Source organism: Streptomyces sp. NPDC050504 (assembly GCF_044458065.1).
Classification (GTDB): Bacteria; Actinomycetota; Actinomycetes; order Streptomycetales; family Streptomycetaceae; genus Streptomyces.
Genome location: NZ_JBITHO010000007.1, coordinates 194,934 through 221,821, shown reverse-complemented (window position 1 = coordinate 221,821; position 26,888 = coordinate 194,934). Strand labels below are relative to the sequence as shown.

Below are 26,888 nucleotides of genomic sequence, written 5' to 3'. Positions count from 1 at the left end.
TTCAGCGCCCCAGTGCCTGCCAGACCGTGACGGCGAGCGCGCCCACGGTGGAGAGCGTCGCGATGGTGCGCAGGGGCCATCTGTGGTGCTCCAGCGCCGTCAGCCGGGAGGCCAGGCCGACGGTCTCCCGGTCGGTCTGGTCGCCCCGGTGGGACAGCAGCGCCAGCTGGCCGTCGATCCTCGCGAGGGCGACATCCAGCCGGCGCCGTAACTCGGCGACTTCTTCGACGACCGCGGTCTTCACGGGGTCGGTGGTCACAGTTCCGCTCCTGTCGGGAGAGTGCTGACTCCGGGCCGCACGGCCCATTGACTGTCCGTCAAAGAGTCAACTCTCCCTGGTCGCAGGGCGGGAGCGTGTGCGCAGGGCATATGCGGGTGTACCCCTCACACCCCGTGTGAATCAGGAGTAGACGTAGAAGCCCGAGCCCGTCTTGCGGCCGAGCCGACCCGCGTCCACCATGCGCTGGAGCAGCGGGGGAGCGGCGTACAGCGGCTCCTTGTACTCGGCGTACATCGAGTCCGCGATCGAGACGATGGTGTCGAGGCCGATCAGGTCGGAGAGCTTGAGCGGGCCCATCGGGTGGGCGCAGCCCAGCTCCATGCCGTTGTCGATGTCCTCGCGGCTGGCGATGCCGGACTCGAACATCCGGATCGAGGAGAGCAGGTACGGCACGAGCAGCGCGTTCACCACGAAGCCCGAGCGGTCCTGGGCGCGGATCGCGTGCTTGCCGAGGACCTTCTCGACCAGGGCCTGGGCGCGGCTGACGGTGCCCTCGGAGGTGGTCAGCGCCGGGATCAGCTCGACCAGCTTCTGCACCGGGGCCGGGTTGAAGAAGTGGATGCCGATGACGTGGTCGGGGCGCGAGGTCGCGACGGCCAGCTTCACCAGCGGGATGGAGGAGGTGTTCGAGGCGAGGATCGCGTCCGGGCGCGTCACGACCTGGTCGAGCACCTGGAAGATCTCGGTCTTGACCTGCTCGTTCTCCACGACGGCCTCGATGACCAGATCGCGGTCGGCGAACTCGCCGAGGTCGGTGGTGAAGCTCAGCCGGGCGAGCGTGGCGTCGCGCTCCTCCACGGTGATCTTCCCGCGCTCGGCCGCCTTGGCGAGGGAGTTGTGCAGCCGGGTGCGGCCGATCTCCAGCGCCTCGCCGGTGGTCTCGGCGACCTTGACCTCAAGGCCGCTGCGGGCGCACACCTCCGCGATGCCCGCGCCCATCTGGCCGCAGCCCACCACTCCGACGCGTGCGATGTCATAGAGGTCCGTCACATCGTGCCTTTCGCTGATCCGCTGGTCGACGGTGCGACGGGGGCCGTGTGATTCCGGCACCCGCCGCGACCCCACGACGTTACTCCGCCCGCGCGGGTGCACGGGGGCCAGGGGCGGGCATGCTGAGCGGATACGGTGCCATCCATCCGACTCCCTGGGGGGTTGCAAGTGCAGCGAATGGGGCGAATTGGCCGCAGAGGGTTCGTGGCGGGGACGGCCGCCGCTGTGACGGGGCTCATGGTCGCGGGCGACGCGGCGGCCGTCGAGGGGGCCGTGCGCGCGGGCCGCGGCCGGGGCCGCACCCGCCGCCGGGAGCTGCGCGGCATGTGGCTCGCCACCGTCGCCAACCGGGACTGGCCGTCGCGGCCTGGGCTCCCGGCCGACGAGCAGCGCGCCGAGCTGCTGGCGTACCTGGACACGGCCGCGGCGAGGAGGCTGAACGCCGTCGTCTTCCAGGTCCGCCCCACCGCCGACGCGCTGTGGCCCTCGCCGTACGAGCCGTGGGCGCAGTACCTGACCGGGACGCAGGGCCGCGACCCGGGCTGGGACCCGCTGGGCACGGCCGTGCGCGAGGCGCACCGCAGGGGCCTGGAGCTGCACGCCTGGTTCAACCCCTACCGGGTCGCCAACCACACCGACCCCTCCCGGCTGGTCCCCTCGCACCCGGCCCGCGTCCACCCGGAATGGGTGCTGCCCTACGGCGGCAAGCTCTACTACAACCCGGGGCTGCCCGAAGTCCGGCGCTTCGTCCAGGACGCGATGCTGGACGCCGTGCGCCGCTACGACGTGGACGCGGTGCACTGGGACGACTACTTCTACCCGTACCCCGTCGCCGGTCAGGTCTTCGACGACGACGCGGCGTACGAGCGCTACGGCGCGGGCTTCCCCGACAAGGCGGCCTGGCGGCGCGACAACACCGACAGGCTGGTCCTGGAGACCGCCCGGCGGATCAAGCGGATCAAGAAGAACGTCCGCTTCGGGATCAGCCCCTTCGGCGTCTGGCGCAACGCGGCGACCGACCCGCTCGGCTCGGACACCAGGGCGGGCGTGCAGACCTACGACGACCTGCACGCCGACACCCGCAAGTGGGTCAAGGAGGGGTGGATCGACTACATCTGCCCGCAGATCTACTGGAACATCGGCTTCCCCGCGGCCGACTACGCCAAGCTGCTGCCCTGGTGGGCCGAGACGGTCCGGGGCACGGGGGTCGACCTCTACGTCGGCGAGGCGCTCTACAAGGCGGGCGACCCCGCGCAGCCCGCCGCCTGGCAGGACCCGGCCGAACTCTCCCGCCACCTCACGCTGGCGCGCGGCCACGACGAGGTCGACGGGCACTGCTACTTCTCCGCGAAGGAGGTCGTCACCGACCGGATCGGGGCCATGGCGCGGGTCGTCGCCGACCACTATCCGACCCGGGTGCGGCCGAGGTAGGTCCCCGCCGCGGCGGTCCCCGGCGCTACGCCCCTTCGCCGTGCTGGACGACGGTGTCGGGGCCCGGGGACATCAGCGTCTCGCGGCCGTCCTCGAAGCGGACGCGGTACGGGGGCGTGCCGTCCGGGCCCAGCACCTCGATGACTTCCGCGGTCCGGTCCTGCTGACCGACGATCCTGCCGTGCACCAGTAACCGGTCGCCCACACTCGCTCGCATCGGAAGAGACCTCCTCGGGTACGGCGTCGCGTACCCGGAGTGTACGGCCGGGCGCGCGGGTTGGGCCCCGTCGTGCCGCGCCCCGGGGAGCCCCGTCCGAAAGCCGTCAGGTCCTGGCCCGCTGGGTGACCGCGATGCAGACCAGCACCCCGACGGCCGCCAGCGGCGCCGCCGGCGAGAGCCGCTCGCCGAGCAGGCCCACCGACCAGACCAGGGTCAGCAGCGGCTGCGCGAGCTGGAGCTGGCTGGCCCTGGCGATGCCGATCTCCGCCATGCCCCGGTACCAGACGACCAGTCCCAGGAACTGCGAGCCCGCCGCGACCCAGAGCACTCCGGTCACGCTGTGCGCGGTCAGCGCGACCGGCTCGTACGACAGGGCGAGGGCCATCGCGGGCACCGTCAGCGGCAGGCACAGCACCAGCGCCCAGCCGATCACGTGCCAGCCCGGCATCTCCCGCGCCAGCCTGCCGCCCTCGGTGTAGCCCGCGGCGCACACCAGCAGCGCGCCGAAGAGGTAGAGGTCGCCCGTGGTGAGCGCGCCGCCGCTCTGCTGCACGGTGAAGCCGATCACCACGGCGGCCCCGGCCAGCGCGGCGGTCCAGAACGTGCGGGAGGGCCGCGCGCCGGTGCGCAGCGCCGAGAACACCGCCGTGGTCAGCGGCAGCAGGCCCACCACGACGGCGGCGTGCGCGGTGGTGGACGTCCGGAGCGCGAGCGTCGTCAGCATCGGGAAGCCGATCACCACACCGCCGCCGACCACCGCGAGCGGCCCCCAGTGGCGGCGGGGCGGCAGCGGTACGCGCAGCGCGAGCAGCGCGCCGCCCGCGATCAGCGCGGCGAGCACGCTGCGGACGGCCACCAGCGACCAGGGGCCGAAGCCCTCCAGGCCCCAGGCGGTGGCGGGGAAGGTGAGCGAGAAGGCGGTGACCCCGAGGGCGGCGAGCACGGTGCCGTTGCTCACCGCTATCGAGGTGGTGCGAGTAGCGCTATCCTGTGCTGTCATGCAAGAGCGTAGCAGCGTGGTGGATCTGGCGAACTCCCTTAAAGCGGAACTCGACCGCTACTCACCAGGTGGAAAGCTCCCGTCCAGCAGGGCCCTCGTCGAACGGTTCAGGGTGAGCCCGGTGACGGTGTCCAGGGCAATCGCCCAGCTCGCCGCGGAAGGGCTCGTCGTCACCCGCCCCGGCGCGGGCGCCTTCCGCGCCGAACCCCGCACGGGCGCCCCCGAGGCCGGTGACACCTCCTGGCAGGAGGTCACGCTCAGCGCCGCGGGCGCCGCCGGACTCGTGCCCCGCGCCGTCGACGCGTCCGGCGTGCTGGTGACCCTGGCCGCCCCGCCCACCGGCGTCGTCGAGTTCAACGGCGGCTACCTCCACCCCTCGCTCCAGCCCGAGCGCGCGCTGGCCGCCGCCCTGGCCCGCGCCGGGCGGCGGCCCGGGGCCTGGGGGCGGCCGCCCACGGACGGCCTGCCCGAGCTGCGCGAGTGGTTCGCCCGGGAGATCGGCGGCAGCGTCGGCCCCGCGGACGTCCTCGTCACGGCGGGCGGCCAGTCCGCGCTCACCACCGCGCTGCACGCGCTGGCCCCGCCCGGCGCCCCCGTCCTCGTCGAGTCGCCGACCTACCCCGGCATGCTGGCCGTGGCGCGCGCCGCCGGAATGCGTCCCGTGCCCGTGCCGACCGACGCCGAAGGGGTGCGCCCCGACCTCTTGGAGGCGGCGCTGCGGGCCAGCGGGGCGCGGGTCTTCGTCTGCCAGCCGCTCTTCCAGAACCCCACGGGTTCGGTGCTCTCCCCGCGGCGGCGCCTCGACGTGCTGCGGATCGCGCGGGCGGCGGGCGCGTTCGTGGTCGAGGACGACTTCGCCCGGCGCCTGGTCCACGAGGACGCCGGGCCCCTGCCGCCCACGCTCGCCGCCCAGGACCCCGACGGGGTCGTCGTGCACGTCTGCTCGCTCACCAAGGCCGCGTCGCCCAGCCTCAGGGTGGGCGCGCTCGCGGCGCGCGGCCCGGTCCTGGAGCGGCTGCGCGCGATCCAGATCGTCGACCAGTTCTTCGTGCCGCGCCCGCTCCAGGAAGCGGCGCTCGAACTCGTCGGATCGCCCGCCTGGAGTCGCCACCTCAGGTCCCTGGCGGGAGAGTTGGCGGCGCGCCGCACCGCGATGGCCGCCGCCGTCGCCCGGGAGCTGCCCGAACTGACCGTCCCGCACACCCCGTCGGGCGGCTTCCACCTCTGGGTGCGGCTCCCCGACGGGACCGACGAGGCCGCGTTCGTCGCCGCCGGGCTGCGGGCGGGGGCCGCCGTCGCCCCGGGCCGCCCCTACTTCTGCGCCGAACCCCCCGCGGGGCACGTCAGGTTGAGCCACGCGGGCGTGGCGGGGACCGCCGAGGTCGCGGAAGGGGTGCGCCGCCTGCGCGCCGCCGTCGGCCGATAGCCTCCGGCCATGGACTACGAGATATCCACCGACCAAGGCCGCATCGACCCCGACCTCGTCCACCGCTGGATCTCCACCGACACCTACTGGGCGCACGGGCGCAGCCGCGAGCAGATGGACGCGGCCATCGCCGGGTCGCTCAACTTCGGTGCGTACGAGCCCGGTTCGGGCGCGCTGGTCGGCTACGCGCGGGTGGTCACCGACCGGGCGACGTTCGGCTGGCTCTGTGACGTCTACGTGGACCGCGCGGCGCGCGGCAAGGGGCTCGGCACCGCCCTGGTCGAGGCGGTCCGCGACCACCTGGCCCCGCTCGGCGTGCGCCGCGTGATGCTGGCGACGGCCGACGCGCACGGGGTGTACGCGAAGGTCGGGTTCGCGCCGCTGGAGTCCCCGGAGAACTGGATGGCGCTGGCACTGGCCGGGACCGCCTGAGGGCCCGTGCCCGAGCCGTACGGGGGCGGGGCGCGCGGCACGGTGGCGGCGCGCCCCGCCCCGTACGCACCGCTACTCCAGCTTCCGCACCACCCGCGCCGGATTGCCGACCGCCAGCACGCCGTCCGGCAGGTCCCTGGTCACCACGGACCCCGCGCCCACCACCGTGTTCGCGCCGATCGTCACCCCGGGGCAGACGATGACCCCGCCGCCCAGCCAGACGTTGTCCCCGAGGGTGATGGGCACCCCCTTCTCCCATCCGGCGCGCCTGCGCTCCGCGTCCAACTCGTGCGTGGCGGTGAGGAGTTGAACGTTCGGACCGATCTGCACGTCGGCCCCGATCGTGATCGGCGCGATGTCCAGGAACACCGCGTTGAAGTTGACGAACGTCCCCTGGCCGACGCTGATGCGGTACCCGAAGTCGCAGTGGAACGGCGGCCGTATGTTCACGTGCGCGCCGACCTCGCCGAGCAGCTCGGTGAGGATCCTGCGCCGCTCGTCGCGGAGCACGCCCGGCGCGTTGTACGCGTCGCAGAGCTTGGCCCGGCGCACGCTGTCGTCGCGCAGCTCGGGGTCGTCGGGTACGTACCACTCGCCGGCCAGCATGCGCCGCTTGTTCTCGCCCATGGATTCCTCCGGACCGTCTCGCGCGGATCGTGTCGCTCCCCATGGTGGTGCAGGCTCCACCACGAACGGGGCAGCGGGCTCCCTCGCGGCGCACGGGCCCCGGCGGCGAGAGTGGCACCCGTAATCGAGAAACCGCACGGAGAACCACCGCACGACCCGTGCCCGCCCCGGAGGTACCCCCCATGAAGTCGCTGCTCTGGACGCTCTTCGCGGCCGGCGTCGCCGCCAACCTCGTTGCCAACCTGGTCGTCGACAGCGGCGGGCCGCAGATCGCCGTCAGCATCGTCAGCGGCGCGCTGCTGATCGGCTCGGGCGCGGGGCTGTGGGTGACGCGGGACCGCGAGGCGTGAGCCGCGCTCGGCTAGCCTGAGAGCACAATGAACCGTTTGACGACGTCAGCGGGGGAGCACACGCTCACCCGCTTCCCCGAAGACCCCCGCGACCAGCTCCGCGCCTGGGACGCATCCGACGAGTACCTGCTGCGGCAGCTCGCCGAGGACGGCACCGACCTCTCCGGGAGCGTCGCCGTCCTGGGGGACCGGTGGGGCGCGCTGACCACGGTGCTCGCCGCGCACCGCCCCGCGCGGCTCGCCCAGCTCACCGACTCGTACCTCACCCAGCGCGCCACCCGCGCCAACCTCGCGCGGTCCGGCGCCGACGGGGCTGCCGTGCGGCTGCTGACCACCAGGGACGCGCCGCCCGAGCGCATCGACGTGCTGCTGGTGCGGGTCCCCAAGAGCCTCGCGCTCCTGGAGGACCAGCTGCACCGCGTCGCGCCCGCGCTGCACGCGGGGAGCGTCGTCGTCGGCACGGGCATGGTCAAGGAGATCCACACCTCCACGCTGAAGCTCTTCGAGCGGATCGTCGGCCCCACCAGGACCTCGCTCGCGGTCAAGAAGGCCCGGCTGATCTTCAGCACGCCCGACCCGGCGCTCGCCAGGACCCCGAGCCCCTGGCCGCTGCGGTACGACCTGCCCGACGACGTCGGCGCGGTCTCGGGGCGGACGGTCGTCAACCACGCGGGCGTCTTCTGCGCGGACCGCCTGGACATCGGCACCCGCTTCTTCCTGCGGCACCTGCCGGGCGAGCGCGGCCCGCGCCGCATCGTCGACCTCGGCTGCGGCAACGGAGTGGTCGGCACGGCCGCCGCGCTCGCCCACCCGGACGCGGAGGTCGTCTTCACCGACGAGTCGTTCCAGGCGGTGGAGTCGGCCAGGGAGACCTACGCGGCCAACGTCGGTACGGGCGCCGGAGCCCGCTTCCTCGTCGGCGACGGGCTCGTCGACCTGCCCGCCGAATCGGCGGACCTGGTCCTCAACAACCCGCCGTTCCACACCCACCAGGCGACGACCGACCGCACGGCCCGCCGGATGTTCTCCGGAGCGCGCGCGGCCCTGCGCCCCGGCGGCGAGCTGTGGGTGGTCGGCAACCGGCACCTGGGCTACCACGTGACGCTGCGCCGGATCTTCGGCAACAGCGAACTGGTCGCGAGCGACCCGAAGTTCGTGGTGCTGCGCGCGGTCAAGCGCTGACGCGCCCGAGCGGGGGCCGGGACCGGGATCGGGGCCGGTTTCGGGATCGGGATCGGGATCGGGGGAGGGGCCGGGGGATCACGCCTCGTACTGGCTGAGGTCGATGGCGTAGACGCGCAGCGGGTGGCCGAGCTCGGGGTGCTCGGCCTCGCGCTCCAGCTCCATGCCGAGCTTGCGCATCACGTTCTCCGACGCGGTGTTCCCGGCGTGGCAGATGCTGACGACCCGGTCGAGGCCGCGCTCCTGGAGCGCGAACTCCAGCGAGGCGTGGGCCGCCTCGGAGGCGTACCCCTGGCCCCAGAACTGCCGTCCGAGCCGCCAGCCGATCTCCACGTCGGACGCCAGCTCGGGCAGGACGTCCGGCACGGAGAGGCCGGTGAAGCCCGCCAGCTCGCCGGAGGCCAGCAGCTCGACGGCGAAGAGCCCGAAGCCCTCGTCGTCCCACTCCTCCTCGATGCGCTCGATGCCCTCGGCGGTCTGCTCCAGGTCGCGCACCGAGCCGTCGCCGATCCACCGCATCACGTCGGGATCGGCGTTGATCTCGGCCATCGGGACGAGGTCGTCGTCGGTCCAGCGGCGCAGGAGGAGGCGGGGGGTGCGGATCTCGGTCATGCCGCCCATCCTGCCAGGGCGGACCCGCGCTACCCGCGGCGGCGGGGCCTGCCCGAGCGCTGGGCGCCCTTCGCCGTGCCCCGGCCCGCGCCCTTCGCTCCGCCCCTGGCGGGCGCGGCCTTCTTCTGCGGGGCGCCGCCCTTGCGCGCCTGCCCCTGCTTCTGGCCCTGCTTCTGGCCCTGGCCCGGCTTTCCGTCCTGCTTCTTCTCCGGCTCGGGGCGGCGCCCGCGCGAGCTGTTGACCGTGCGTCCGCGCACGATCCCGATGAAGTCCTCCACCAGGTCGGTGGTGGCGTCCTGCCGCCAGGACAGCGCGACCTGCGACTCGGGGGTGCCGGTGACCGGGCGGTAGGTGAGGTCCTTGCGGTGGTGCAGCCTGGCCAGCGACTGGGGCACGAGGAGCACCCCGATCCCGGCGGCCACCAGCTCGATCGCGTCCGCCGTCGTGGCGGGCCGCTCGAACGCGGGGAGGCCGGGCGGCCGCTCCCAGTCGAGCGCGTCGTCGAGCGGGTGCAGCACGATCTCCTCGGCCAGGTCGTCCGCCGCGACCTCGTCGGCCGCGGCCACCGCGTGGTCCTTTGGGACCACCACGACGGTCGTCTCGGTGTAGAGCGGGATCGCGCTGAGGTCCGTGCGGTCGATCGGCAGCCGGACGAATCCCGCGTCCGCGCCGCTCTCCCGCAGCACGCCTGGCGCCTCGGCCGCGGCGAGCTGGACCAGCTCCAGAGGGACGTCGGGCAGGCGCTCGCGCCAGATCTTCACCCATTTGGCGGGCGTCACCCCTGGGACGTACGCGAGCCGGAACGAGGGGGTTTCTTGCGAGCCTGTCACCGCGCCAGGTTACCGGTCGTGGTCGGAGGTCGCGCACGCGCTCGATACCCTTGACCTCATGAAGTCGCACCAGACCACCCAGACGATGAAGCCCGCCACGGCGGCGAAGAAGCTGGGTGTGTACCTCGAAGCCACCCCCGCCGAGTTCCAGGAGGGTGTCGTTTCGCGCGCCGAGCTGGCGGCCCTCCAGTCCGACCCGCCCGAGTGGCTGCGCGAGCTGCGCCGCACCGGACCGCACCCGCGCCCGGTCGTCGCGTCGAAGCTCGGCGTCTCCATCTCGGGCCTCGCGCGCGGCGGCGTCACCGACGCGCTGACCACCGAGCAGATCGACGCGATCAAGGCGGAGGACCCGGAGTGGCTGCGCAAGGAGCGCGCCACGCAGGCCGACGTCCGCAAGGAGGCCGTGCGCATCAAGGAGAAGAACACGGCGAAGGCGGAGAAGGAGCGGGACGCCCGCGACTGAGCCGTTCCCGAGCCCGAACGCGCTGCCCCCGGAGGGATTCCCTCCGGGGGCAGCGGTGCGTACGGGTGCGCTCACGTACCTCTTACAGGCATCGACGACAATGGTGAGGGCACCCTTACCTCGTGCGTCTCGCCCTGCGGAACATCGCATTGCATAAAACTGCGGCGCTACGTATAGTAATGCTCTCTACGAGGAGGCATGTTCGATGGCGGTACGCGCAGCAGTGGCAGGGGCGAGCGGTTACGCGGGCGGCGAGCTCCTGCGTCTGCTCATCGCCCACCCCGAGGTGGAGATCGGCGTCCTGACCGGCCATTCCAACGCGGGCCAGCGGCTCGGTGCGCTCCAGCCGCACCTGCTGCCGCTCGCCGACCGCGTCCTGGAGCCGACCGTGCCCGGCGTGCTCGCCGGGCACGACGTCGTGTTCCTCGCGCTGCCGCACGGCCAGTCCGCCGCCGTCGCCGAACAGCTCGGTCCCGATGTGCTCGTCGTCGACATGGGCGCCGACTTCCGGCTCGCCTCCGCCGCCGACTGGGAGCGGTTCTACGGCTCCGCGCACGCCGGGACCTGGCCCTACGGCCTGCCCGAGCTGCCCGGCGCGCGCGCCGCGCTCACCGGCAGCAAGCGCATCGCGGTCCCCGGGTGCTACCCGACCGCCGTCTCGCTCGGCCTCTTCCCCGCGTACGCCGCCCAGCTCGCCGAGCCGGAGGCCGTGATCGTCGCGGCCAGCGGGACCTCGGGCGCGGGCAAGGCCGCCAAGCCCCACCTGCTGGGCAGCGAGGTCATGGGCTCCATGTCCCCGTACGGCGTCGGCGGCGGCCACCGGCACACCCCCGAGATGATCCAGAACCTCAGCGCGGCCGCGGGGGAGCGGGTCTCCGTCTCCTTCACCCCGACGCTCGCCCCCATGCCCCGCGGCATCCTCGCCACGAGCAGTGCGAAGGCGAAGGAGGGCGTGAGCGCCGAGGCCGTACGGGCCGCGTACGAGAAGGCGTTCGCCGACGAGCCCTTCGTCCACCTGCTGCCCGAGGGGCAGTGGCCCGCCACCGCGTCCGTCTACGGCTCCAACGCCGTGCAGATCCAGGTCGCGTACGACGAGGACGCCGGCCGCATCATCGCGGTCAGCGCGATCGACAACCTCACCAAGGGCACCGCGGGCGGAGCGGTGCAGTCCATGAACATCGCCCTCGGTCTCGACGAGACCACCGGACTTTCCACGATCGGAGTTGCGCCGTGAGCGTCGCACGCGCAGCCGCCGGGCCGCAGACAACCACGAATCCCGCGCCGCTGCGCCGCGCGGGCGGAGAAGCGAACGAGGAGATGCAGTGAGCGTGACGGCAGCTAGGGGATTCACGGCTGCGGGCATCGCCGCCGGGATCAAGGAGAACGGCAACCCGGACCTGGCCCTCGTGGTCAACACCGGGCCGCGCCGCGCCGCCGCGGGCGTCTTCACCTCCAACCGCGTCAAGGCCGCGCCCGTCCTCTGGTCGGAGCAGGTGCTCAAGGCGGGCGAGGTCGCCGCGGTCGTCCTCAACTCCGGCGGGGCCAACGCCTGTACGGGTCCGCGGGGCTTCCAGGACACCCACGCCACCGCCGAGAAGGTCGCCGAGGTCCTGTCGGTCGGGGCGGGCGAGGTCGCCGTCGCCTCCACCGGGCTCATCGGCGTGCTGCTCCCCATGGACAAGCTGCTGCCCGGCGTCGAGAAGGCCGCGGCCGAGCTGTCCGAGCACGGCGGCGAGAAGGCCGCCATCGCCATCAAGACCACCGACACGGTCCACAAGACCGCCGTCGTCACCCACGCCGACGGCTGGACCGTGGGCGGCATGGCCAAGGGCGCGGGCATGCTCGCCCCCGGCCTCGCCACCATGCTCGTCGTCCTCACCACCGACGCCGACCTCGACAGCGCCGCGCTCGACGCCGCGCTGCGCGGGGCGACCCGGCTCACCTTCGACCGGATCGACTCCGACGGCTGCATGTCCACCAACGACACGGTGCTGCTGCTGGCCTCCGGGTCCTCCGGCACCACCCCGGAGCAGGACGCGTTCGACGAGGCCGTACGGACGGTCTGCGACGACCTGGCCCGCCAGCTCATCGGCGACGCCGAGGGCGCGAGCAAGGACATCCGCATCGAGGTGATCAACGCCGCGACCGAGGACGACGCCGTCGAGGTGGGCCGCTCCATCGCCCGCAACAACCTCCTCAAGTGCGCCATCCACGGCGAGGACCCCAACTGGGGCCGGGTGCTCTCCGCCATCGGCACCACGAAGGCGGCCTTCGACCCGGACGGCCTCAACGTCGCCATCAACGGCGTCTGGGTCTGCAAGAACGGCTCGGTCGGCGAGGACCGCGAGCTGGTCGACATGCGCTACCGCGAGGTGAAGATCACCGCCGACCTCGCCGAGGGCGACGCGTCGGCCGTCATCTGGGCCAACGACCTCACCGCGGACTACGTCCACGAGAACAGCGCGTACAGCTCATGAGCCCGACGCGGAAGCACACCGCGCTGCCGAAGGCGCAGACCCTCATCGAGGCGCTGCCCTGGCTCACCCGCCACCACGGCAAGAGCGTCGTCATCAAGTTCGGCGGCAACGCCATGGTCAACGAGGAGCTCAAGGCGGCCTTCGCCCAGGACGTCGTCTTCCTCCACCACGCGGGCCTCAAGCCCGTCGTGGTGCACGGCGGCGGACCGCAGATCAACGCGGCCCTGGACCGGCACGGCCTGGTGAGCGAGTTCAAGGCGGGCCTCAGGGTCACCACGCCCGAGGCCATGGACGTCGTCCGCATGGTGCTGTCGGGGCAGGTCCAGCGCGAGCTGGTCGGCCTGCTCAACCAGCACGGCCCGCTCGCCGTCGGCATGACGGGCGAGGACGCCCACACCATCACCGCGACCCAGCACCGCCCCGAGATAGACGGCGAGCTCATCGACATCGGCCGGGTCGGCGAGATCTCCGGCATCGACACCGGTGCCATCGACGCGCTGCTCGCCGACGGCCGCATCCCGGTCGTCTCCTCGATCGCCCGCTCCGAAGACGATGGACATGTCTACAACGTCAATGCTGATACGGCGGCTGCGGCACTGGCTGCGGCGCTTGGCGCCGAGACGCTCATGGTCCTGACCGACGTCGAGGGCCTCTACGAGGACTGGCCCAACAGCGACGAGGTCATCAGCAGGCTCACCGCCTCGCAGCTGGAGAAGCTGCTGCCCGACCTCTCCAGCGGGATGGTCCCCAAGATGGAGGGCTGTCTGCACGCCGTCCGCAACGGCGTCACCACCGCCCGCGTGATCGACGGCCGCGTACCGCACTCGATCCTGCTGGAGATCTTCACCGACGAGGGAATCGGCACCATGGTCGTGCCGGACGGAACGGAGAGGCCGTGAGCGCCGACAGCCGCAACACGGAGCTGGCCCAGCGGTGGCGGGGCGCGCTCACCGACAACTACGGCACCCCGAAGCTCGCCCTGGCCCGCGGGGAGGGCGCCAGGGTCTGGGACGCCGACGGCAGGGAATACGTCGACTTCGTCGGCGGCATCGCGGTCAACGCGCTCGGCCACGCCCACCCGGCCGTCGTCGAAGCGGTCTCCCGGCAGGTCGCCTCGCTCGGCCACGTCTCCAACCTGTACGTCGCCGAGCCGCCCGTCGCCCTCGCCGAGCGGCTGCTCCAGCTCTTCGGCCGCGAGGGCCGGGTCTACTTCGCCAACTCGGGCGCCGAGGCCAACGAGGCCGCGTTCAAGATCGGCAGGCTCACCGGGCGCGGCCACATGGTGGCCACCTCCGGCGGCTTCCACGGCCGCACGATGGGCGCGCTCGCCCTCACCGGGCAGCCCGCGAAGCGGACGCCGTTCCTGCCGCTGCCCGGCGACGTCACCCATGTGCCGTACGGCGACGTGGAAGCTTTGCGCGCGGCCGTGACCAGCGACACCGCACTGCTGATCGTCGAGCCCATCCAGGGCGAGAACGGCGTCGTCGTGCCCCCCGAGGGCTATCTAGCGGCCGCCCGCGAGATCACCAGGGCCACCGGCACCCTCCTGGTGCTCGACGAGGTGCAGACGGGCGTCGGCAGGACCGGCAACTGGTTCGAGTACCAGGCGCACCACGGCGTCGAGCCCGACGTCGTGACGCTCGCCAAGGGCCTCGGCGGCGGACTGCCGCTGGGCGCGACGGTCGTCTTCGGCCCCGCGGCCGAGCTGTTCAGGCCCGGCCACCACGGCTCGACGTTCGGCGGCAACCCCGTCGCCTGCGCCGCCGGGCTGGCCGTGCTCGACACGCTCGCGGCGGACGGAGCGCTCGACGAGGTCAAGCGGCTCGGCGAGAAGCTGCGGGACGGAATCGAGTCACTGGGCCACCCGCTGGTCTCCCACGTCCGTGGTGCGGGGCTCCTCCTGGGTATCGTGCTGACCGGGCCCCTCGCACCTCAGGTGCAGCAGGCGGCCCAGGACGCCGGCTTCCTGGTGAACGCGCCCGCCCCCGATGTCGTACGGCTCATGCCGCCGCTGATCATCGGCGATGCGGAGGCGGAAGCGTTTCTCCGGGCCCTCCCCGGCGTCCTCGACACCGCGACCGCGGTATCCAACGGGGACGAACGATCCGGAGAATGAGACGACGATGACCGAGGCGCAGGAGAACGAGCACGGCGGTCCTTCCGTCCCGCAGACCCGAATGGCGCGCCACCGCCGGATCGTGGACATCCTCAACCGGCAGCCGGTGCGCTCGCAGAGCCAGCTGGCCAAGCTCCTCAGCGACGACGGGCTGAGCGTCACCCAGGCGACGCTCAGCCGGGACCTCGACGAGCTGGGCGCGGTGAAGATCCGCAACACCGGCGGCGAGCTGATCTACGCGGTTCCCAGTGAGGGCGGCTTCCGCACCCCGCAGGCCCCGCTGGGCGGCTCGGCCAAGGAGGAGCGGATGCGCAGGCTCTCCGGGGAACTCCTGATCTCCGCGGAGGCGTCGGCCAACCTGGTGGTGCTGCGCACCCCGCCGGGCGCCGCGCAGTTCCTCGCCTCGGCCATCGACCAGGCCGAACTCCACGACGTCCTCGGCACGATCGCGGGCGACGACACGCTGATGCTGATCAGCCGCGACCCCCTGGGCGGCCAGGCCCTGGCGGACCACCTGCTGCGGCTGGCGCAGAACGAGCGCTAGGGCCGGGCAGGCGTAGCCCCGCAGGCGGGAAGCCGACGACAGGCCCGGGGGCCCGGTCGTCAGTAGCGCGTGAGGGCCGTGGCCCCCGATTCCGTGCCGATCGCGATGTGCGGGGCGCGCAGGGGGTCGGCCCACGCCAGGATCCCGGCCATCGCGTCGGCCGGGACCGAGACGCAGCCGGCCGTCGCGCCCCGGCCGTCGGCGTGCAGGAAGATCCCGGCGCCCCTGCCGCGCACCGGGCGTCCGTAGTTGAAGCCGGTGACCAGGGCGTGCCGGTACTGGGCTTCGTAGGCGACGAGGTGTTCGGCCTCGGCGGGGCGGCAGTCGGGCGCGAGCGGCTGCGTCCAGCGGTTGTAGGCGCGCGAGTCGTTGTCCTGGCACCACCAGGACGCGTCGGTCACGCGGCGGTACGGATAGCGGGTCCCGGCGGGCGCGGGCGCGATGCCGAAGGCGTACGGGAGGTCGTAGAGGCCCGTGGGCGTGGTGTTCGTGCCCTGCTGCCGCGCGGCGCCCTCGACGAGCCCCTTCGCGCCGAACCGCGCGGGCGCCGAACCGGCCTCGGTCCAGCGGCCCGCGCGCCGCTCCCACCAGGTGACGCGGCCGGTGGTGGAACCGGTGTCGGGGGCCTGGGCGGTGATCAGCTGGCTGCCGCCGCCGGTGTCGGCCATCCGGTCGGGCAGCGGGAGGGGCGGCGGCATGTGCCGCGGGGCCGCGGGCGCGGCGGCCACGGACAGCAGGGCGGCGGCGAGGAGCGGGGCGACGGTACGGGGCAGGCGCATGCCCGGACCGTACGGCGCGCGGGCCCCGGCGGCCCGCATCCGCGCCGCGCGCCGCGCCGGACCCCGGACCCTGGGGCGCGGGACGCGGACCTACGTTCGGTCCGTGCGGGCGGGCAGCGGCAGCGGGATCGCGGGCAGGCCGTCCACGCTCTGTCCGATGTACGGCTTCTTCTCGCAGTACGCGGCGAACTCGTCGTCGGACTTCCGGGCGAAGTACTCGGCGTGCTGGGTGCGCTCCCGCTCGTACTCCATGTGGGGCACCGCGAAGCCGCAGGAGTCGCTGACCCGCTTGGCCCTGACCAGGACGATCGCGCGGGCGCTCGGCCCGTCCACGTCCTCGAAGTGCTCGATCAGACCGGCCCAGCGCGGGTCGTCCCGGAACACGGCCTCGCCCTCGCCGTGCACCCGCAGGATCTTCGGCGGGCCGGAGAAGGCGCACCACATCAGGGTGATGCGGCCGTTCTCGCGCACGTGCGCGACGGTCTCGGCGCCGCTGCCCCCGAAGTCCAGGTACGCGAGCGTCAGCTCGTCGAGGACGACGAGGGTGCCGGAGCGGCCCTTGGGGGAGAGGTTGACGTGTCCGTCGGCCGCGAGGGGCGCGGTCGCGGTGAAGAAGACCGGCTGTTGCTCGATGAAGGAGCGGATCCTGCCGTCTATGCGTTCGTAGAGCTTTCCCATGGGCCGGATTATCCGTCCGCGCGGGGCCGGGGCCGAGGGGCGGGCCACCGTCGAGCACATTGACAAAACATACAGGGGATTGCATAGTTATGCCCATCGCCATTCGTTACGCGAACGAAGGCCACCGCCCCGCTCTCGCGGCGGGGAGGGGCCACCGCACCCCGTGGTTTCCCGGCCCCTTCCGGCCCCCTGTCCTGAGGAGCACGCAGTGAGCAGCAACAACGGTGACGTCCGGCTCTGGGGCGGACGCTTCGCCGACGGTCCCGCCGAGGCGCTGGCGGCCCTGTCGGCCTCGGTCCACTTCGACTGGCGGCTCGCGCCCTACGACATCGCGGGCTCCCGCGCCCACGCGCGCGTGCTCCACAAGGCGGACCTGCTGACCGACGACGAGCTGACCCGGATGCTGGCCGGCCTCGACCAGCTGGAGTCCGACGTCGCGGACGGCTCCTTCGTGGGCACCGTCGCCGACGAGGACGTCCACACCGCCCTGGAGCGCGGGCTCCTGGAGCGCCTCGGCGCCGACCTCGGCGGCAAGCTGCGCGCGGGCCGGTCCCGCAACGACCAGGTCGCGACCCTGTTCCGGATGTACCTGCGGGACCACGGCCGGATCATCGGGGGCCTCATCGCCGACTTCCAGGACGCCCTGGTGCGCCTCGCCGAGGCCCACAGGGACGTCGCGATGCCGGGCCGCACGCACCTCCAGCACGCCCAGCCCGTGCTCTTCGCGCACCACGTCCTGGCGCACGTCCAGGCGCTGTCCCGGGACGCGGAGCGGCTGCGCCAGTGGGATGCCCGCACGGCGGTCTCGCCGTACGGCTCCGGGGCGCTGGCCGGTTCCTCGCTGGGCCTGGACCCCGAGGCGGTCGCCCGGGACCTGGGCTTCGAGCACGGCTCGTCGGGCAACTCCATCGACGGCACGGCGTCGCGGGACTTCGTCGCGGAGTTCGCGTTCATCACCGCGATGATCGGCGTGAACCTCTCCCGCATCGCGGAGGAGGTCATCATCTGGAACACGAAGGAGTTCTCCTTCGTCACCCTGCACGACGCCTTCTCGACCGGCTCCTCGATCATGCCGCAGAAGAAGAACCCGGACATCGCGGAGCTGGCCCGGGGCAAGAGCGGTCGTCTCATCGGCAACCTCACGGGCCTGCTCGCGACGCTCAAGGCGCTGCCGCTCGCGTACAACCGCGACCTCCAGGAGGACAAGGAGCCGGTCTTCGACTCCTGCGACACCCTTGAGGTCCTGCTGCCCGCCCTCACCGGCATGATGGCGACGCTCACGATCAACCGCGCCCGGATGGAGGAGCTGGCCCCCGCCGGTTTCTCGCTCGCCACGGACATCGCGGAGTGGCTGGTCAAGCAGGGCGTGCCGTTCCGCGTCGCGCACGAGGTCGCGGGCGAGTGCGTCAAGGTCTGCGAGGCCGAGGACATCGAGCTGCACCAGCTCAGCGACGAGCAGTTCAACAAGATCTCCGAGCACCTGACGCCGGACGTGCGCGCGGTGCTCAACGTCCCGGGCGCGCTCGCGTCCCGCAACGGCCGGGGCGGCACGGCCCCCTCGGCGGTGGCCGCCCAGCTCTGCGAGCTGAAGGCGAACCTGGTGATCCAGCACGCCTGGGCGACCGCGAAGCAGCGGTAACCGCCGCCGGAGCCTGATCGAGGGCGCCGCTCTTCCCCCGAGGGGGAGGGCGGCGCCCTTCGTCGTGCGCCCCCCCGGTGAGCGCCGAACGCTCCGAGTGAGACATTGATGTCTCATTCAGGTTATGATCGTCTCATGACAGTCGATCGCGCGCAGGTGCTGCGCACCGCCGCCGCCCTCCTGACCCGCAAGGCGACCGCCACGATGGACGAGGTCGCCCGCGCCGCCGGCATCGGCCGCGCCACCCTGCACCGGCACTTCGCCGGGCGGGACGCCCTGGTCAGGGCGCTCGAAGAGCTCGGCATACAGGAGATCGAGCTCGCCCTGGAGGCGGCCGTCCTCGACGAGGGGACCGTCGAGGACGCGCTGCGGCGCCTCGTCGACGCCGTGCAGCCGTCGGCCGGACTGCTCTCCTTCCTCGTCACCGAGAACCAGCTCTTCGAGGGCGAGCAGATGAACGAGGGCTGGGAGCGCATCGACGCCCGGGTCTCCGCGCTCTTCAAGCGCGGACAGGAGAGCGGTGAGCTGCGCATCGACCTCACCCCCGCCTGGCTGACCGAGGCCTTCTACGGGCTGGTCAGCGGCTGCGCCTGGGCCGTCCAGGACGGACGGGTCGCGAGCAAGGACTTCCAGTACATGATCGTCGAGTTGCTGCTCGGCGGAGCACGACGGAGCGTGGAGAAATGACCAGTACCGACCAGCGCGAGACGGCGGCCGACGAGCTGCGCCGCCCGGGACGCTGGATCGCCCTAGCCGTGCTCGTCCTCGCCGTGCTGCTGGTGGCCGTAGACGCCACCGTGCTCGGCCTGGCGACGCCGTTCCTCAGCGAGGACCTCAAGCCGACCGGCACCCAGCTCCTGTGGATCGGCGACGTCTACTCCTTCGTCATCGCCGGTCTGCTGGTCTCCATGGGCAGCCTCGGCGACCGCATCGGCCGCAAGAAGCTGCTGCTCGTCGGTGCCGTCGCGTTCGGCGCGGTCTCCGTGCTGAACGCGTACGCCACCACCCCCGAGATGATGATCGTCGCCCGTGCGCTGCTCGGTGTCGCCGGTGCGACCCTGATGCCCTCCACGCTCGCGCTGATCCGCAACCTCTTCCACGACCCCCGCGAGCGCAGCCTCGCCATCGGCGTCTGGGGCGCGATGGCCTCGGCGGGCGCGGCGGTCGGCCCGGTCGTCGGCGGCTTCCTGCTGGAGCACTTCTGGTGGGGCTCGGTCTTCCTGATCAACCTGCCCGTGATGGCCGTGCTGGTCGTCGTCGGCGTCAAGATGATCCCCGAGTCCAAGAACCCCGCGCCCGGCCCGTGGGACCTGGCCAGCGTCGTCCTCTCGCTCATCGGCATGATCGCGGTGGTGTACTCGATCAAGGAAGCGGCCTCGCACGGCCTGACCTGGGACGTCGCCGTCGCCGCCGTGACCGGTGTCGCCGCGCTCTGGGGCTTCGTACGCCGCCAGCTCACGCTGCCCGCGCCGCTGCTCGACATGCGGCTCTTCCACCACCGGGGCTTCTCCGGCGCGGTCCTCGCCGACCTGCTGACCATCCTCGGGCTGTCGGGCCTGGTCTTCTTCCTCTCGCAGTTCCTCCAACTGGTACAGGGCCGCGCGCCCTTCGAGGCCGGCCTCGCCGAACTGCCCGCCGCCGTCGGCGCCGTGGGCGCGGGCCTCGTCGCGGGCCTGGTCGCCCGGCGGTACTCCGTGCGCGCCGTGGTCTCCGGCGGCCTCGCGGCCGTGGGCCTCGCGCTCGCCGCGGTGACCGTGCTCGCCGAGGACACCGCCTACCCGCTGCTCGGCGCGGCCCTCCTGGTGGTCGGCATCGGCGCGGGCTTCGCGTTCACCGTCACCGCCGACGTGATCCTCTCCAGCGTGCCCAAGGAGCAGGCGGGCGCCGCGTCGGCGGTCTCCGAGACCGCCTACGAACTGGGCGCCGCGCTCGGCATCGCCCTGCTCGGCTCCATCGTGACCGGCGTCTACCGGGACTTCGCGACCCCAGAAGGCGTCCCGTCGGGCATCGCGGCCGATGCGCACGAGTCGCTGGGCGGCGCGGTCGAGGCCGCCGCCGCGCTCCCCGCGGGGCAGGCGGACGCGCTGATGGCATCGGCCAAGGACGCCTTCGTGGAGGGCCTGCACCTGGCGGCCGGGGTGGGCGCCACCGTGCTGCTGGTGACGGCGGTCGCGGCGTGGTTCCTGCTCAAGGGCCAGAAGCTGGAGGACGGGATCGAGCACTGACCCGGTATGCGAAAGGGTGGGCCCCGCACAGGAAGTCCTGTGCGGGGCCCACCCGTTCGTCGCGTCCGGCTACGCGGCCTTCGCCTTCGTGGCGTACATGTCCACGTACTCCTGGCCCGAGAGCCGCATGACCTCGGCCATCACCGAGTCCGTCACCGCGCGCAGCACGTACCGGTCGCGGTCCATGCCCTCGTAGCGGGAGAACTCCATCGCCTCGCCGAACCTGACCGTCACCCGGCCCGGACGCGGCAGCCCCGCGCCGCCCGGCTGGATCTTGTCCGTGCCGATCATCGCGAACGGCACCACGGGCGCGCCCGTCATCAGCGTCAGCCGCGCGATGCCCGTACGGCCCCGGTAGAGGCGGCCGTCGGGGGAGCGGGTGCCCTCCGGGTAGATCGAGAAGATGTTGCCCTCCTCCAGCACCCGGCGGCCGGTCATCAGCGCCGCCACGCCGCCGTGGCCGCCGTCCCGGTCGACCGGGATCATGCCGGTGCCCGTGAAGAACCAGGCCATGAGGCGGCCCTTGAAGCCCTTGCCCTTCACGTACTCGTCCTTGCCGATGAAGAAGACCTGGCGGTCGCAGCACAGCGGCAGGATCATCGAGTCGATGAAGGTCAGGTGGTTCCCGGCGAGGATGACAGGACCGGTGCCCGGGATGTTCTCGGCGCCTTCCACTCGTGGGCGGAACATCAGGCGCATGATCGGACCGAGCACTGCCTTGATGAGCGCGAAGCGGGACAACGGGCCCTCCGGAGTAGTGAATGTCTGTGCAGGTGAGGACGATACTCGCGGGTCACCGCTGATCGCACATCGGGTTCACCGAGTGGATACACAGAGTTGACGTGTGTTTGGGCCGTGTTCGTCCAGGGTCTGCCGTACGTACGGCGTAGCTGCCTACCATCTCGTCTCGCCTTGACAGGTGCGGGACATCACACCCGCTGCGTACGTACATGAAGGAGCGTTCGATGACACAGGGTGCGGACAAGAGCACCGGCCGCAGGACCGTCCTGGGAGCGGCCGTGCTCGGCACGGCCGCCGCCGCGGTCACCGGCCTGCCGGGCACCGCCGCCGCGCAGGGCGGCGCCGACCGGGGGCAGCGGGAACCGGCGCACGGCCACGGCTCCTACCGGGGCCTGCCCGTGCCGACCGTCATCGCGCACCGCGGTGCCAGCGGCTACCGCCCCGAGCACACCATCGGCTCGTACCAGCTCGCCCTCGACATGGGCGCGCACGTCGTCGAGCAGGACCTGGTCCCCACCAAGGACGGCCACCTGGTCTGCCGCCACGAGAACGACATCACGGGCACCACGGACGTCGCCGACCACCCGGAGTTCGCCTCCCGCAGGACCACCAAGACCGTCGACGGCACCAAGCTCACCGGCTGGTTCACCGAGGACTTCACGCTCGCCGAGCTGAAGACGCTGCGCGCCAAGGAGCGCATCCCGGGCACCCGCCAGGAGAACACCGTCTACGACGGCCGCTGGGAGGTGCCGACCTTCGTCGAGGTGCTGGAGTGGGCCGAGCGCGAGGGCCGCCGCCGGGGCCGTCCGGTCTGGCTGCACGTCGAGACCAAGCACCCCACGTACTTCCGCTCGATCGGCCTGGGCCTCGAAGAGCGCCTGGCCAAGCTGCTGCGCCGGTACGGCCGCCACCACCGGAACTCCCCGGTCTTCCTCCAGTCCTTCGAGCCGACCAGCATCCAGCGCCTGTCGAAGCTGGTCTCCTCGCCGCGCGTCGTGCTCTTCGGCGGCGCCAAGGACCGCCCGTGGGACTTCGTCCAGTCCGGCGACCCGCGCACCTACGGCGACCTGGCGACCCCGGCCGGCCTGAAGTGGATCGCCTCCTACGCCCAGGGCATCGGGCCCACCCTGGACCTGATCATCCCCAGGAAGGCGGACGGCACGCTGGGCGCGCCGACCACGCTGGTGCGGGACGCGCACGCCAAGGGCCTGATCGTGCACCCGTACACGATGCGCAACGAGAACGCCTTCCTGCCCGCCGACTTCCGGCGCGGCACGGACGCGACCGCGTACGGCGACGCGTTCGGCGCGCTCAAGGTCTGGTTCGAGCAGGGCATCGACGGCATCTTCTCCGACAACCCGGACACGGCGCTGCTGGCCCGTGAGGACTTCGTCGGCAAGAACGGCAAGACCGGGAAGTGACCCCGCCCGCGGTCGGCCGGTCCACCGCGACCGGCCGGCCGCGGTCACCCCGCCGCCCCTCCGTGCCCCGGTCGGGTGACCCGGGCGCCGTACGGCAACCGCCCGGGGCCGCGGCTCCGTCCGTCCGGACATGACGATCTCCGCACGTTCCGTGTCTTCCGGGCCTTCCGCACCGCACGACCGCCTCCTGCGCACCCTGCGCCCGCTGCTCGTCGCCGAGGCCCGTGCCGAGGCACCGGCCGCCGCCGTCGAGCCCGGCGACCTCGAACAGGCCGTGTGGCTCAGGCTCCTGGAACGCCTCGACTGCCAGGGCCCGCCCGCCGACGCCGCCCGCTGGGTGCGCTCCGCCGTCCGCGCCGAGGCCCGCCGTGCCCGCAGGACGGCGGCCCGCGAGATCCCGTACGCCGCCGATCCGGCCGCGCCGCTCGACCTCGGGGGAGACCCGGCGGTCCCCGCCGACCACGCCGGGGCGCCCGAACGGGCCGTGCTGGTCGCCGAGCGGCGCAGGGCCGTGCGCAGGGCGGTGGGCAGGACACCCGGACGGTGTCCTCGGCTGCTGACCGCGATGTTGTCCCCGAACGACCCGACCTACCGTGAGATCGCAGGGGAGTTGGGTATGTCACAGGGGAGTTTGGGGCCGATGCGTTCCCGATGCCTTGGATGTCTGCGCAGAATGCTGGCGGCGGAGGTTGCGGCTCCTGAACGGCGGGGAAAGGAGCGGTAGACCATTGGTGGACCAGGTGAGTGGAGGCATGCGCACATGGGCATGAGCGTGACCATCTCAGCGGCGGACGAGAGTGACGTCGAGCAGATCTTCAAGCTCCAGTACCTCTGCTTCCAGAGCGAGGCCGAGCTGTACGGCAACTACCGGATCGACCCGCTCGTCCAGAGCCTCGATTCGCTCCGTGCGGAAGTCGCGTCCGACCTGGTCTACGTGGCCAGGCTCGGCGAGGAGGTGGTCGGAGCGGTCCGCGGTGCCCTCGACCCCGAAGGTCCCGACGGCACCGGCCGGATCGGCAAGCTCTGCGTCCACCCCCGGCTCCAGGGCCACGGCCTGGGCGCCCGGCTGCTGGAGGCGGCCGAGTCGGGGCTCGCCGCGCAGCGCCACGCCAAGCGGTTCCGGCTGCACACCGGGCACCTCAGCGAGCCGAACCTGCGGCTCTACCGCAAGGCGGGGTACGCGATGGTCGGCGACACCACGGGCCGCGACGGCGTCCGGCTGCTCCTGCTGGAGAAGGACGCGCGCGGGGACGCGGCCTACGCGGCCAGCGCCTGAGGCCCGGCTACGCGGCCGGGGCCGGGGCCCGCGTACGTGCCCCGCGCAGCCACAGGATCCCGGTGACCGGCAGGACCACCGGGATGAAGACGTACCCCATGCCGTAGTCGGACCAGACCGTGGCGTCCGGGAAGGCGGACGGGTCCAGCAGCGTCCAGGTGCCCACGGTCAGGACGCCCACCAGCTCGGCGGCGCAGCACACCAGCGCCGCCTTGCGGGCCCGCTCGCCGCCGCGCACCAGCGTGTAGGTGATGAAGACGTAGACGAGCGCGGCGAGCGCGGAGAGCGTGTACGCGAGCGGCGCCTCGTCGAACTTGGTGAGCATCTCGTACGCCGTGCGCGAGACCGCGCCGACCGACATCACGCCGTACAGCCAGACCACCAGCAGTCCGGGGCCCTTGGCCAGGCCGGAGCGGTTCGCCCCCGAGCGGTCCTTCGCCACGGTCAGCCTCCCCAGATGTCGTAGAGCCGCACTTCGAGCACCGCCAGCACGACCGCGCCCGCCGCCACCGTCGCCGAGCCCCAGCGGGTCCGCTCGGCCAGGGACAGGAAGGCCGCGGCGGGCACGGTCGCGAAGGAACCGAGCAGGTAGGCGATGAAGAGCGTCTTGCCCTGCGCGGGCTCCTCGCCGCGCGCCAGCTGCACGATGCCGACCACCAGCTGCGCCAGGGCCAGCACCGACACGACGGCCATCGCGATGAAGTGCCAGTCCTTCGTCGGCTGGTCGCGGTAGGCGGCGAAGCCGCACCAGGCGGCGAGGGCGAGCGCGGCCACGGAGAGCGCGACCGTCAGGGCGACAAGCATGGAAGCGAGGGTATTACGGGGGGAGCGGCGGCCCGCGCGCGGGCCGGTGCCGGCCCCGTCGAGCCGTGGCCTTGACCACAGCGCGCCCGCCGGCCGGGCTGCTCACCACATCGGCCACATGCGCATCACGTCTATGTTTACGCAGGTCAGGGCGGACGGAATGGGCTCGGGGCGGCCGAAGCCCGGCGAGCGGACGGACTGAAGCATGGACCACGTCTGTCCGGTATTCGGACAGTTCTGATCGACTCGTGTGAATGTCTGCTTTACTTTCAAGCATGACCACGACGAGCAGCCGCACCCTTGCGACCGAGGCGATCACGACGCCCGGTGCTCGTTGTATGTGTCGAATGTGCGCCTTCTGAGGGCCCCTGCCTGAGCCTCGCGCCCCGAAGCGAGACCGACAGTCACGCCGTGTTCCGTACACCGATCCCGTACGAGCGCGAGCCTGCCCCCGCGCACGCGCCCTGCCGTGCCGCGTCTTTCAGCCACCATGCCCCGTGCCCGGTACGCCCCGCTTCGCCGCGCACTCGACAGTGACGGAAACCCCCCTGTGATCACCACGACGGGCCTGAGAAAGGTCTACAACTCGCGAGGCCGAGAGGTCACCGCCCTGGACGGCGTCGACCTGCACGTCCGCGAGGGCGAGGTCTTCGGCGTCATCGGCCAGAGCGGTGCCGGCAAGTCCTCCCTCATCCGCTGCGTCAACCTGCTGGAGCGCCCCACGTCCGGCACCGTGACCGTGGACGGCACCGACCTCACGGCGCTCGCCGGGCGCGGCCGCCGCGCGGGCAAGGAGCTGCGCCAGGCCAGGAGCCGCATCGGCATGGTCTTCCAGCACTTCAACCTGCTGTCCTCGCGCACCGTCCAGGACAACGTGGAACTGCCCCTGGAGATCCTCGGCGTCACCCGCGCCGAGCGCGCCCGCAAGGCGCTCGAACTCCTCGACCTGGTCGGCCTCGCCGACAAGGCCAAGGCGTACCCCGGGCAGCTCTCCGGCGGCCAGAAGCAGCGCGTCGGCATCGCCCGCGCCCTCGCGGGCGACCCCAAGGTCCTCCTCTCCGACGAGGCGACGAGCGCCCTCGACCCGGAGACCACCCGCTCCATCCTCCAGCTGCTGCGCGACCTCAACCAGCAGCTCGGCCTGACCGTCCTGCTCATCACGCACGAGATGGACGTCGTCAAGACGATCTGCGACTCCGCCGCGCTGATGCAGAAGGGCCGCGTCGTGGAGTCCGGCACCGTCAGCGAACTCCTCGCGACGCCCGGCTCCGAGCTGGCCGCCGAGCTGTTCCCGGTCGGCGGCGGGGCATCGGGCCCCGGCCGCACGGTCGTCGACGTCACCTTCCACGGCGAGGCCGCCACCCAGCCGGTGATCTCCCAGCTCTCCCGCACGTACAACATCGACATCTCGATCCTCGGCGCGGCGATGGACACCGTCGGGGGCAAGCAGATCGGCCGCATGCGGATCGAACTGCCCGGCCACTACGAGGAGAACGTCGTCCCGGTCGGCTTCCTGCGCGAGCAGGGCCTCCAGGTCGAGGTAGTCGACGAAGAACCGAACGTGCCCGCCCAGGGCCCGGTCAAGGAGGTCGCGAAGTGACCTGGTCCGAAATGCAGCCGGTGCTGGAGCAGGCGACCATCGACACCCTCTACATGGTGCTGTGGTCGACGGTCGTCACCGTCGCGGGCGGACTGCCGCTCGGCGTGCTGCTCGTCCTCACCGACAAGGGCGGACTGCTGCAGAACGCCGTGGTGAACAAGGTCGTCGGCGTGATCGTGAACATCGGCCGCTCGCTGCCGTTCATCATCCTGCTGATCGCGCTGATCCCGTTCACCACCTGGCTCGTCGGCACGTTCATCGGGCCCTCCGCGATGATCGTCCCGCTCTCCATCGGCGCCATCCCGTTCTTCGCGCGCCTCGTCGAGACGGCGATCCGCGAGGTCGACCAGGGTCTCGTCGAGGCCGTCCAGGCCATGGGCGGCGGCATCCCGACGATCATCTGGAAGGTGCTGCTCCCGCAGGCCCTGCCGTCGATCGTGTCCGGCGCCACCACCACCGTCATCGCGCTCATCGGCTACTCCGCCATGGCGGGCGCGGTCGGCGCGGGCGGCCTGGGCGCCGAGGCCATCACCAACGGCTACATGCGCTTCGACAACCAGTTCATGATCGCCACGGTGATCGTCCTGGTCGTCATCGTCACGGTGGTGCAGCTGATCGGCGACCTCACCGTGCGGCTGCTGGCCCGCAGGGGCCGCACCGCCTCCTAGCACTTCTTCTCCGCAGAGCCCGCACTCCTTGTCCGGGCGACCACCCCGTACATCCGTACATCCAAGAAAGAGGCACT

The 26,888-nt window shown here is 72.3% G+C and carries 31 protein-coding genes; 19 read left to right on the top strand and 12 right to left on the bottom strand.

All coding sequences use genetic code 11. The features are described 5' to 3' along the window. Position 1: 1 nt before the first annotated feature. Both ACIBNE_RS26900 and ACIBNE_RS26895 read right to left on the bottom strand, forming a co-directional pair. On the bottom strand, positions 2-259 hold the full coding sequence (locus ACIBNE_RS26900; protein ID WP_399275832.1) for a hypothetical protein: 258 nt from the start codon (positions 257-259) through the stop codon (positions 2-4). A gap of 141 nt (positions 260-400) precedes the next feature. Next, positions 401-1,270, bottom strand: a complete 870-nt coding sequence (locus tag ACIBNE_RS26895; RefSeq protein ID WP_399275829.1) for a 3-hydroxybutyryl-CoA dehydrogenase — start codon at positions 1,268-1,270, stop codon at positions 401-403. A gap of 177 nt (positions 1,271-1,447) precedes the next feature. Between ACIBNE_RS26895 and ACIBNE_RS26890 the strand changes: the two genes are divergently transcribed. Continuing rightward, a complete protein-coding gene (locus ACIBNE_RS26890) occupies positions 1,448-2,701 on the top strand; it encodes a glycoside hydrolase family 10 protein (RefSeq protein ID WP_399275827.1) in 1,254 nt (417 codons plus the stop codon). Positions 2,702-2,726: 25 nt separating this feature from the next. Here the strand turns inward: ACIBNE_RS26890 and ACIBNE_RS26885 are convergent, their stop codons facing one another. Beyond that, positions 2,727-2,918, bottom strand: a complete 192-nt coding sequence (locus ACIBNE_RS26885; protein WP_399275825.1) for a DUF1918 domain-containing protein — start codon at positions 2,916-2,918, stop codon at positions 2,727-2,729. A 106-nt stretch (positions 2,919-3,024) separates the two neighbouring features. Next, positions 3,025-3,921 (bottom strand): DMT family transporter, encoded by an 897-nt coding sequence (locus ACIBNE_RS26880; protein ID WP_399275823.1) that lies wholly within the window; start codon positions 3,919-3,921, stop codon positions 3,025-3,027. Here ACIBNE_RS26880 and ACIBNE_RS26875 point away from each other — a divergent pair. Both ACIBNE_RS26875 and ACIBNE_RS26870 read left to right on the top strand, forming a co-directional pair. Further along, on the top strand, positions 3,920-5,347 hold the full coding sequence (locus ACIBNE_RS26875; RefSeq protein WP_399275821.1) for a PLP-dependent aminotransferase family protein: 1,428 nt from the start codon (positions 3,920-3,922) through the stop codon (positions 5,345-5,347). The genes ACIBNE_RS26880 and ACIBNE_RS26875 overlap by 2 nt on opposite strands. Before the next feature lie 9 nt (positions 5,348-5,356). Then, positions 5,357-5,779, top strand: a complete 423-nt coding sequence (locus tag ACIBNE_RS26870) for a GNAT family N-acetyltransferase (protein WP_399275819.1) — start codon at positions 5,357-5,359, stop codon at positions 5,777-5,779. A gap of 72 nt (positions 5,780-5,851) precedes the next feature. On the opposite strand, the gene ACIBNE_RS26865 is transcribed toward ACIBNE_RS26870, so the two are convergent. Next, positions 5,852-6,406, bottom strand: a complete 555-nt coding sequence (locus ACIBNE_RS26865; protein WP_399275817.1) for a sugar O-acetyltransferase — start codon at positions 6,404-6,406, stop codon at positions 5,852-5,854. Positions 6,407-6,588: 182 nt separating this feature from the next. Between ACIBNE_RS26865 and ACIBNE_RS26860 the strand changes: the two genes are divergently transcribed. Then, entirely contained in the window at positions 6,589-6,756 is a 168-nt protein-coding gene (locus ACIBNE_RS26860) for a hypothetical protein (protein WP_399275815.1), read from the top strand. Positions 6,757-6,783: 27 nt separating this feature from the next. After that, a complete protein-coding gene (locus ACIBNE_RS26855; protein WP_399275813.1) occupies positions 6,784-7,938 on the top strand; it encodes a methyltransferase in 1,155 nt (384 codons plus the stop codon). A gap of 78 nt (positions 7,939-8,016) precedes the next feature. Here ACIBNE_RS26855 and ACIBNE_RS26850 read toward each other — a convergent pair whose 3' ends face one another. Then, entirely contained in the window at positions 8,017-8,550 is a 534-nt protein-coding gene (locus ACIBNE_RS26850; RefSeq protein ID WP_399275811.1) for a GNAT family N-acetyltransferase, read from the bottom strand. A 29-nt stretch (positions 8,551-8,579) separates the two neighbouring features. Further along, positions 8,580-9,380, bottom strand: coding sequence for a LysR substrate-binding domain-containing protein (locus tag ACIBNE_RS26845; RefSeq protein ID WP_399275809.1), 801 nt, complete (start codon positions 9,378-9,380; stop codon positions 8,580-8,582). A gap of 58 nt (positions 9,381-9,438) precedes the next feature. Between ACIBNE_RS26845 and ACIBNE_RS26840 the strand changes: the two genes are divergently transcribed. The 6 genes from ACIBNE_RS26840 (at position 9,439) to ACIBNE_RS26815 (ending at position 14,980) form a co-directional block, all read left to right on the top strand. Then, entirely contained in the window at positions 9,439-9,843 is a 405-nt protein-coding gene (locus ACIBNE_RS26840) for a DUF5997 family protein (protein WP_399275807.1), read from the top strand. Positions 9,844-10,048: 205 nt separating this feature from the next. After that, positions 10,049-11,077 carry an N-acetyl-gamma-glutamyl-phosphate reductase gene (gene argC, locus ACIBNE_RS26835; protein ID WP_399275805.1) on the top strand — a complete coding sequence of 343 codons (1,029 nt, stop codon included), beginning with the start codon at positions 10,049-10,051 and terminating at the stop codon, positions 11,075-11,077. Between the two features lie 88 nt (positions 11,078-11,165). Then, positions 11,166-12,320, top strand: a complete 1,155-nt coding sequence (argJ, locus tag ACIBNE_RS26830; RefSeq protein WP_399275803.1) for a bifunctional glutamate N-acetyltransferase/amino-acid acetyltransferase ArgJ — start codon at positions 11,166-11,168, stop codon at positions 12,318-12,320. Continuing rightward, positions 12,317-13,219 carry an acetylglutamate kinase gene (argB, locus tag ACIBNE_RS26825; protein WP_399275801.1) on the top strand — a complete coding sequence of 301 codons (903 nt, stop codon included), beginning with the start codon at positions 12,317-12,319 and terminating at the stop codon, positions 13,217-13,219. Before argJ ends, argB begins: the two co-directional genes overlap by 4 nt. Continuing rightward, positions 13,216-14,436: an acetylornithine transaminase gene (locus ACIBNE_RS26820; protein WP_399275799.1), complete on the top strand. Its 1,221-nt coding sequence runs from the start codon at positions 13,216-13,218 to the stop codon at positions 14,434-14,436. The genes argB and ACIBNE_RS26820 overlap by 4 nt, the downstream gene beginning before the upstream one ends. A 7-nt stretch (positions 14,437-14,443) precedes the next feature. Continuing rightward, a complete protein-coding gene (locus tag ACIBNE_RS26815; RefSeq protein ID WP_399275797.1) occupies positions 14,444-14,980 on the top strand; it encodes an arginine repressor in 537 nt (178 codons plus the stop codon). A 59-nt stretch (positions 14,981-15,039) separates the two neighbouring features. Here the strand turns inward: ACIBNE_RS26815 and ACIBNE_RS26810 are convergent, their stop codons facing one another. Then, on the bottom strand, positions 15,040-15,759 hold the full coding sequence (locus ACIBNE_RS26810) for a L,D-transpeptidase (RefSeq protein WP_399275795.1): 720 nt from the start codon (positions 15,757-15,759) through the stop codon (positions 15,040-15,042). A 90-nt stretch (positions 15,760-15,849) separates the two neighbouring features. Continuing rightward, a complete protein-coding gene (locus tag ACIBNE_RS26805; RefSeq protein WP_399275793.1) occupies positions 15,850-16,437 on the bottom strand; it encodes a pyridoxamine 5'-phosphate oxidase family protein in 588 nt (195 codons plus the stop codon). Positions 16,438-16,645: 208 nt separating this feature from the next. On the opposite strand from ACIBNE_RS26805, the gene argH reads away from it, so the two are divergent. The 3 genes from argH (at position 16,646) to ACIBNE_RS26790 (ending at position 20,301) form a co-directional block, all read left to right on the top strand. Continuing rightward, positions 16,646-18,076, top strand: coding sequence for an argininosuccinate lyase (argH, locus tag ACIBNE_RS26800; RefSeq protein WP_399275791.1), 1,431 nt, complete (start codon positions 16,646-16,648; stop codon positions 18,074-18,076). A gap of 135 nt (positions 18,077-18,211) precedes the next feature. Continuing rightward, a complete protein-coding gene (locus ACIBNE_RS26795; protein WP_399275789.1) occupies positions 18,212-18,763 on the top strand; it encodes a TetR/AcrR family transcriptional regulator in 552 nt (183 codons plus the stop codon). Further along, complete coding sequence (locus ACIBNE_RS26790; RefSeq protein WP_399275787.1) at positions 18,760-20,301, top strand: MFS transporter; 1,542 nt, start codon at positions 18,760-18,762, stop codon at positions 20,299-20,301. The genes ACIBNE_RS26795 and ACIBNE_RS26790 overlap by 4 nt, the downstream gene beginning before the upstream one ends. Before the next feature lie 69 nt (positions 20,302-20,370). On the opposite strand, the gene ACIBNE_RS26785 is transcribed toward ACIBNE_RS26790, so the two are convergent. After that, positions 20,371-20,991: a lysophospholipid acyltransferase family protein gene (locus ACIBNE_RS26785; protein ID WP_399275785.1), complete on the bottom strand. Its 621-nt coding sequence runs from the start codon at positions 20,989-20,991 to the stop codon at positions 20,371-20,373. Between the two features lie 275 nt (positions 20,992-21,266). Here ACIBNE_RS26785 and ACIBNE_RS26780 point away from each other — a divergent pair, with 275 nt between their 5' ends. From ACIBNE_RS26780 to ACIBNE_RS26770, 3 genes are all read left to right on the top strand, one after another. Then, positions 21,267-22,463 (top strand): glycerophosphodiester phosphodiesterase, encoded by a 1,197-nt coding sequence (locus tag ACIBNE_RS26780; protein WP_399275783.1) that lies wholly within the window; start codon positions 21,267-21,269, stop codon positions 22,461-22,463. 130 nt (positions 22,464-22,593) lie between these two features. Continuing rightward, positions 22,594-23,187 (top strand): sigma-70 family RNA polymerase sigma factor, encoded by a 594-nt coding sequence (locus ACIBNE_RS26775; RefSeq protein ID WP_399275781.1) that lies wholly within the window; start codon positions 22,594-22,596, stop codon positions 23,185-23,187. Positions 23,188-23,223: 36 nt separating this feature from the next. Beyond that, complete coding sequence (locus tag ACIBNE_RS26770; protein WP_399275779.1) at positions 23,224-23,739, top strand: GNAT family N-acetyltransferase; 516 nt, start codon at positions 23,224-23,226, stop codon at positions 23,737-23,739. Between the two features lie 7 nt (positions 23,740-23,746). Here the strand turns inward: ACIBNE_RS26770 and ACIBNE_RS26765 are convergent, their stop codons facing one another. Next, a complete protein-coding gene (locus tag ACIBNE_RS26765; RefSeq protein WP_399276294.1) occupies positions 23,747-24,100 on the bottom strand; it encodes a hypothetical protein in 354 nt (117 codons plus the stop codon). An 83-nt stretch (positions 24,101-24,183) separates the two neighbouring features. Continuing rightward, positions 24,184-24,543 carry a hypothetical protein gene (locus ACIBNE_RS26760; RefSeq protein ID WP_399275777.1) on the bottom strand — a complete coding sequence of 120 codons (360 nt, stop codon included), beginning with the start codon at positions 24,541-24,543 and terminating at the stop codon, positions 24,184-24,186. Positions 24,544-25,093: 550 nt separating this feature from the next. Between ACIBNE_RS26760 and ACIBNE_RS26755 the strand changes: the two genes are divergently transcribed. Both ACIBNE_RS26755 and ACIBNE_RS26750 read left to right on the top strand, forming a co-directional pair. Next, a complete protein-coding gene (locus ACIBNE_RS26755; RefSeq protein WP_399275775.1) occupies positions 25,094-26,143 on the top strand; it encodes a methionine ABC transporter ATP-binding protein in 1,050 nt (349 codons plus the stop codon). Next, a complete protein-coding gene (locus ACIBNE_RS26750) occupies positions 26,140-26,811 on the top strand; it encodes a methionine ABC transporter permease (RefSeq protein ID WP_399275773.1) in 672 nt (223 codons plus the stop codon). Before ACIBNE_RS26755 ends, ACIBNE_RS26750 begins: the two co-directional genes overlap by 4 nt. Positions 26,812-26,888 lie beyond the last annotated feature (77 nt).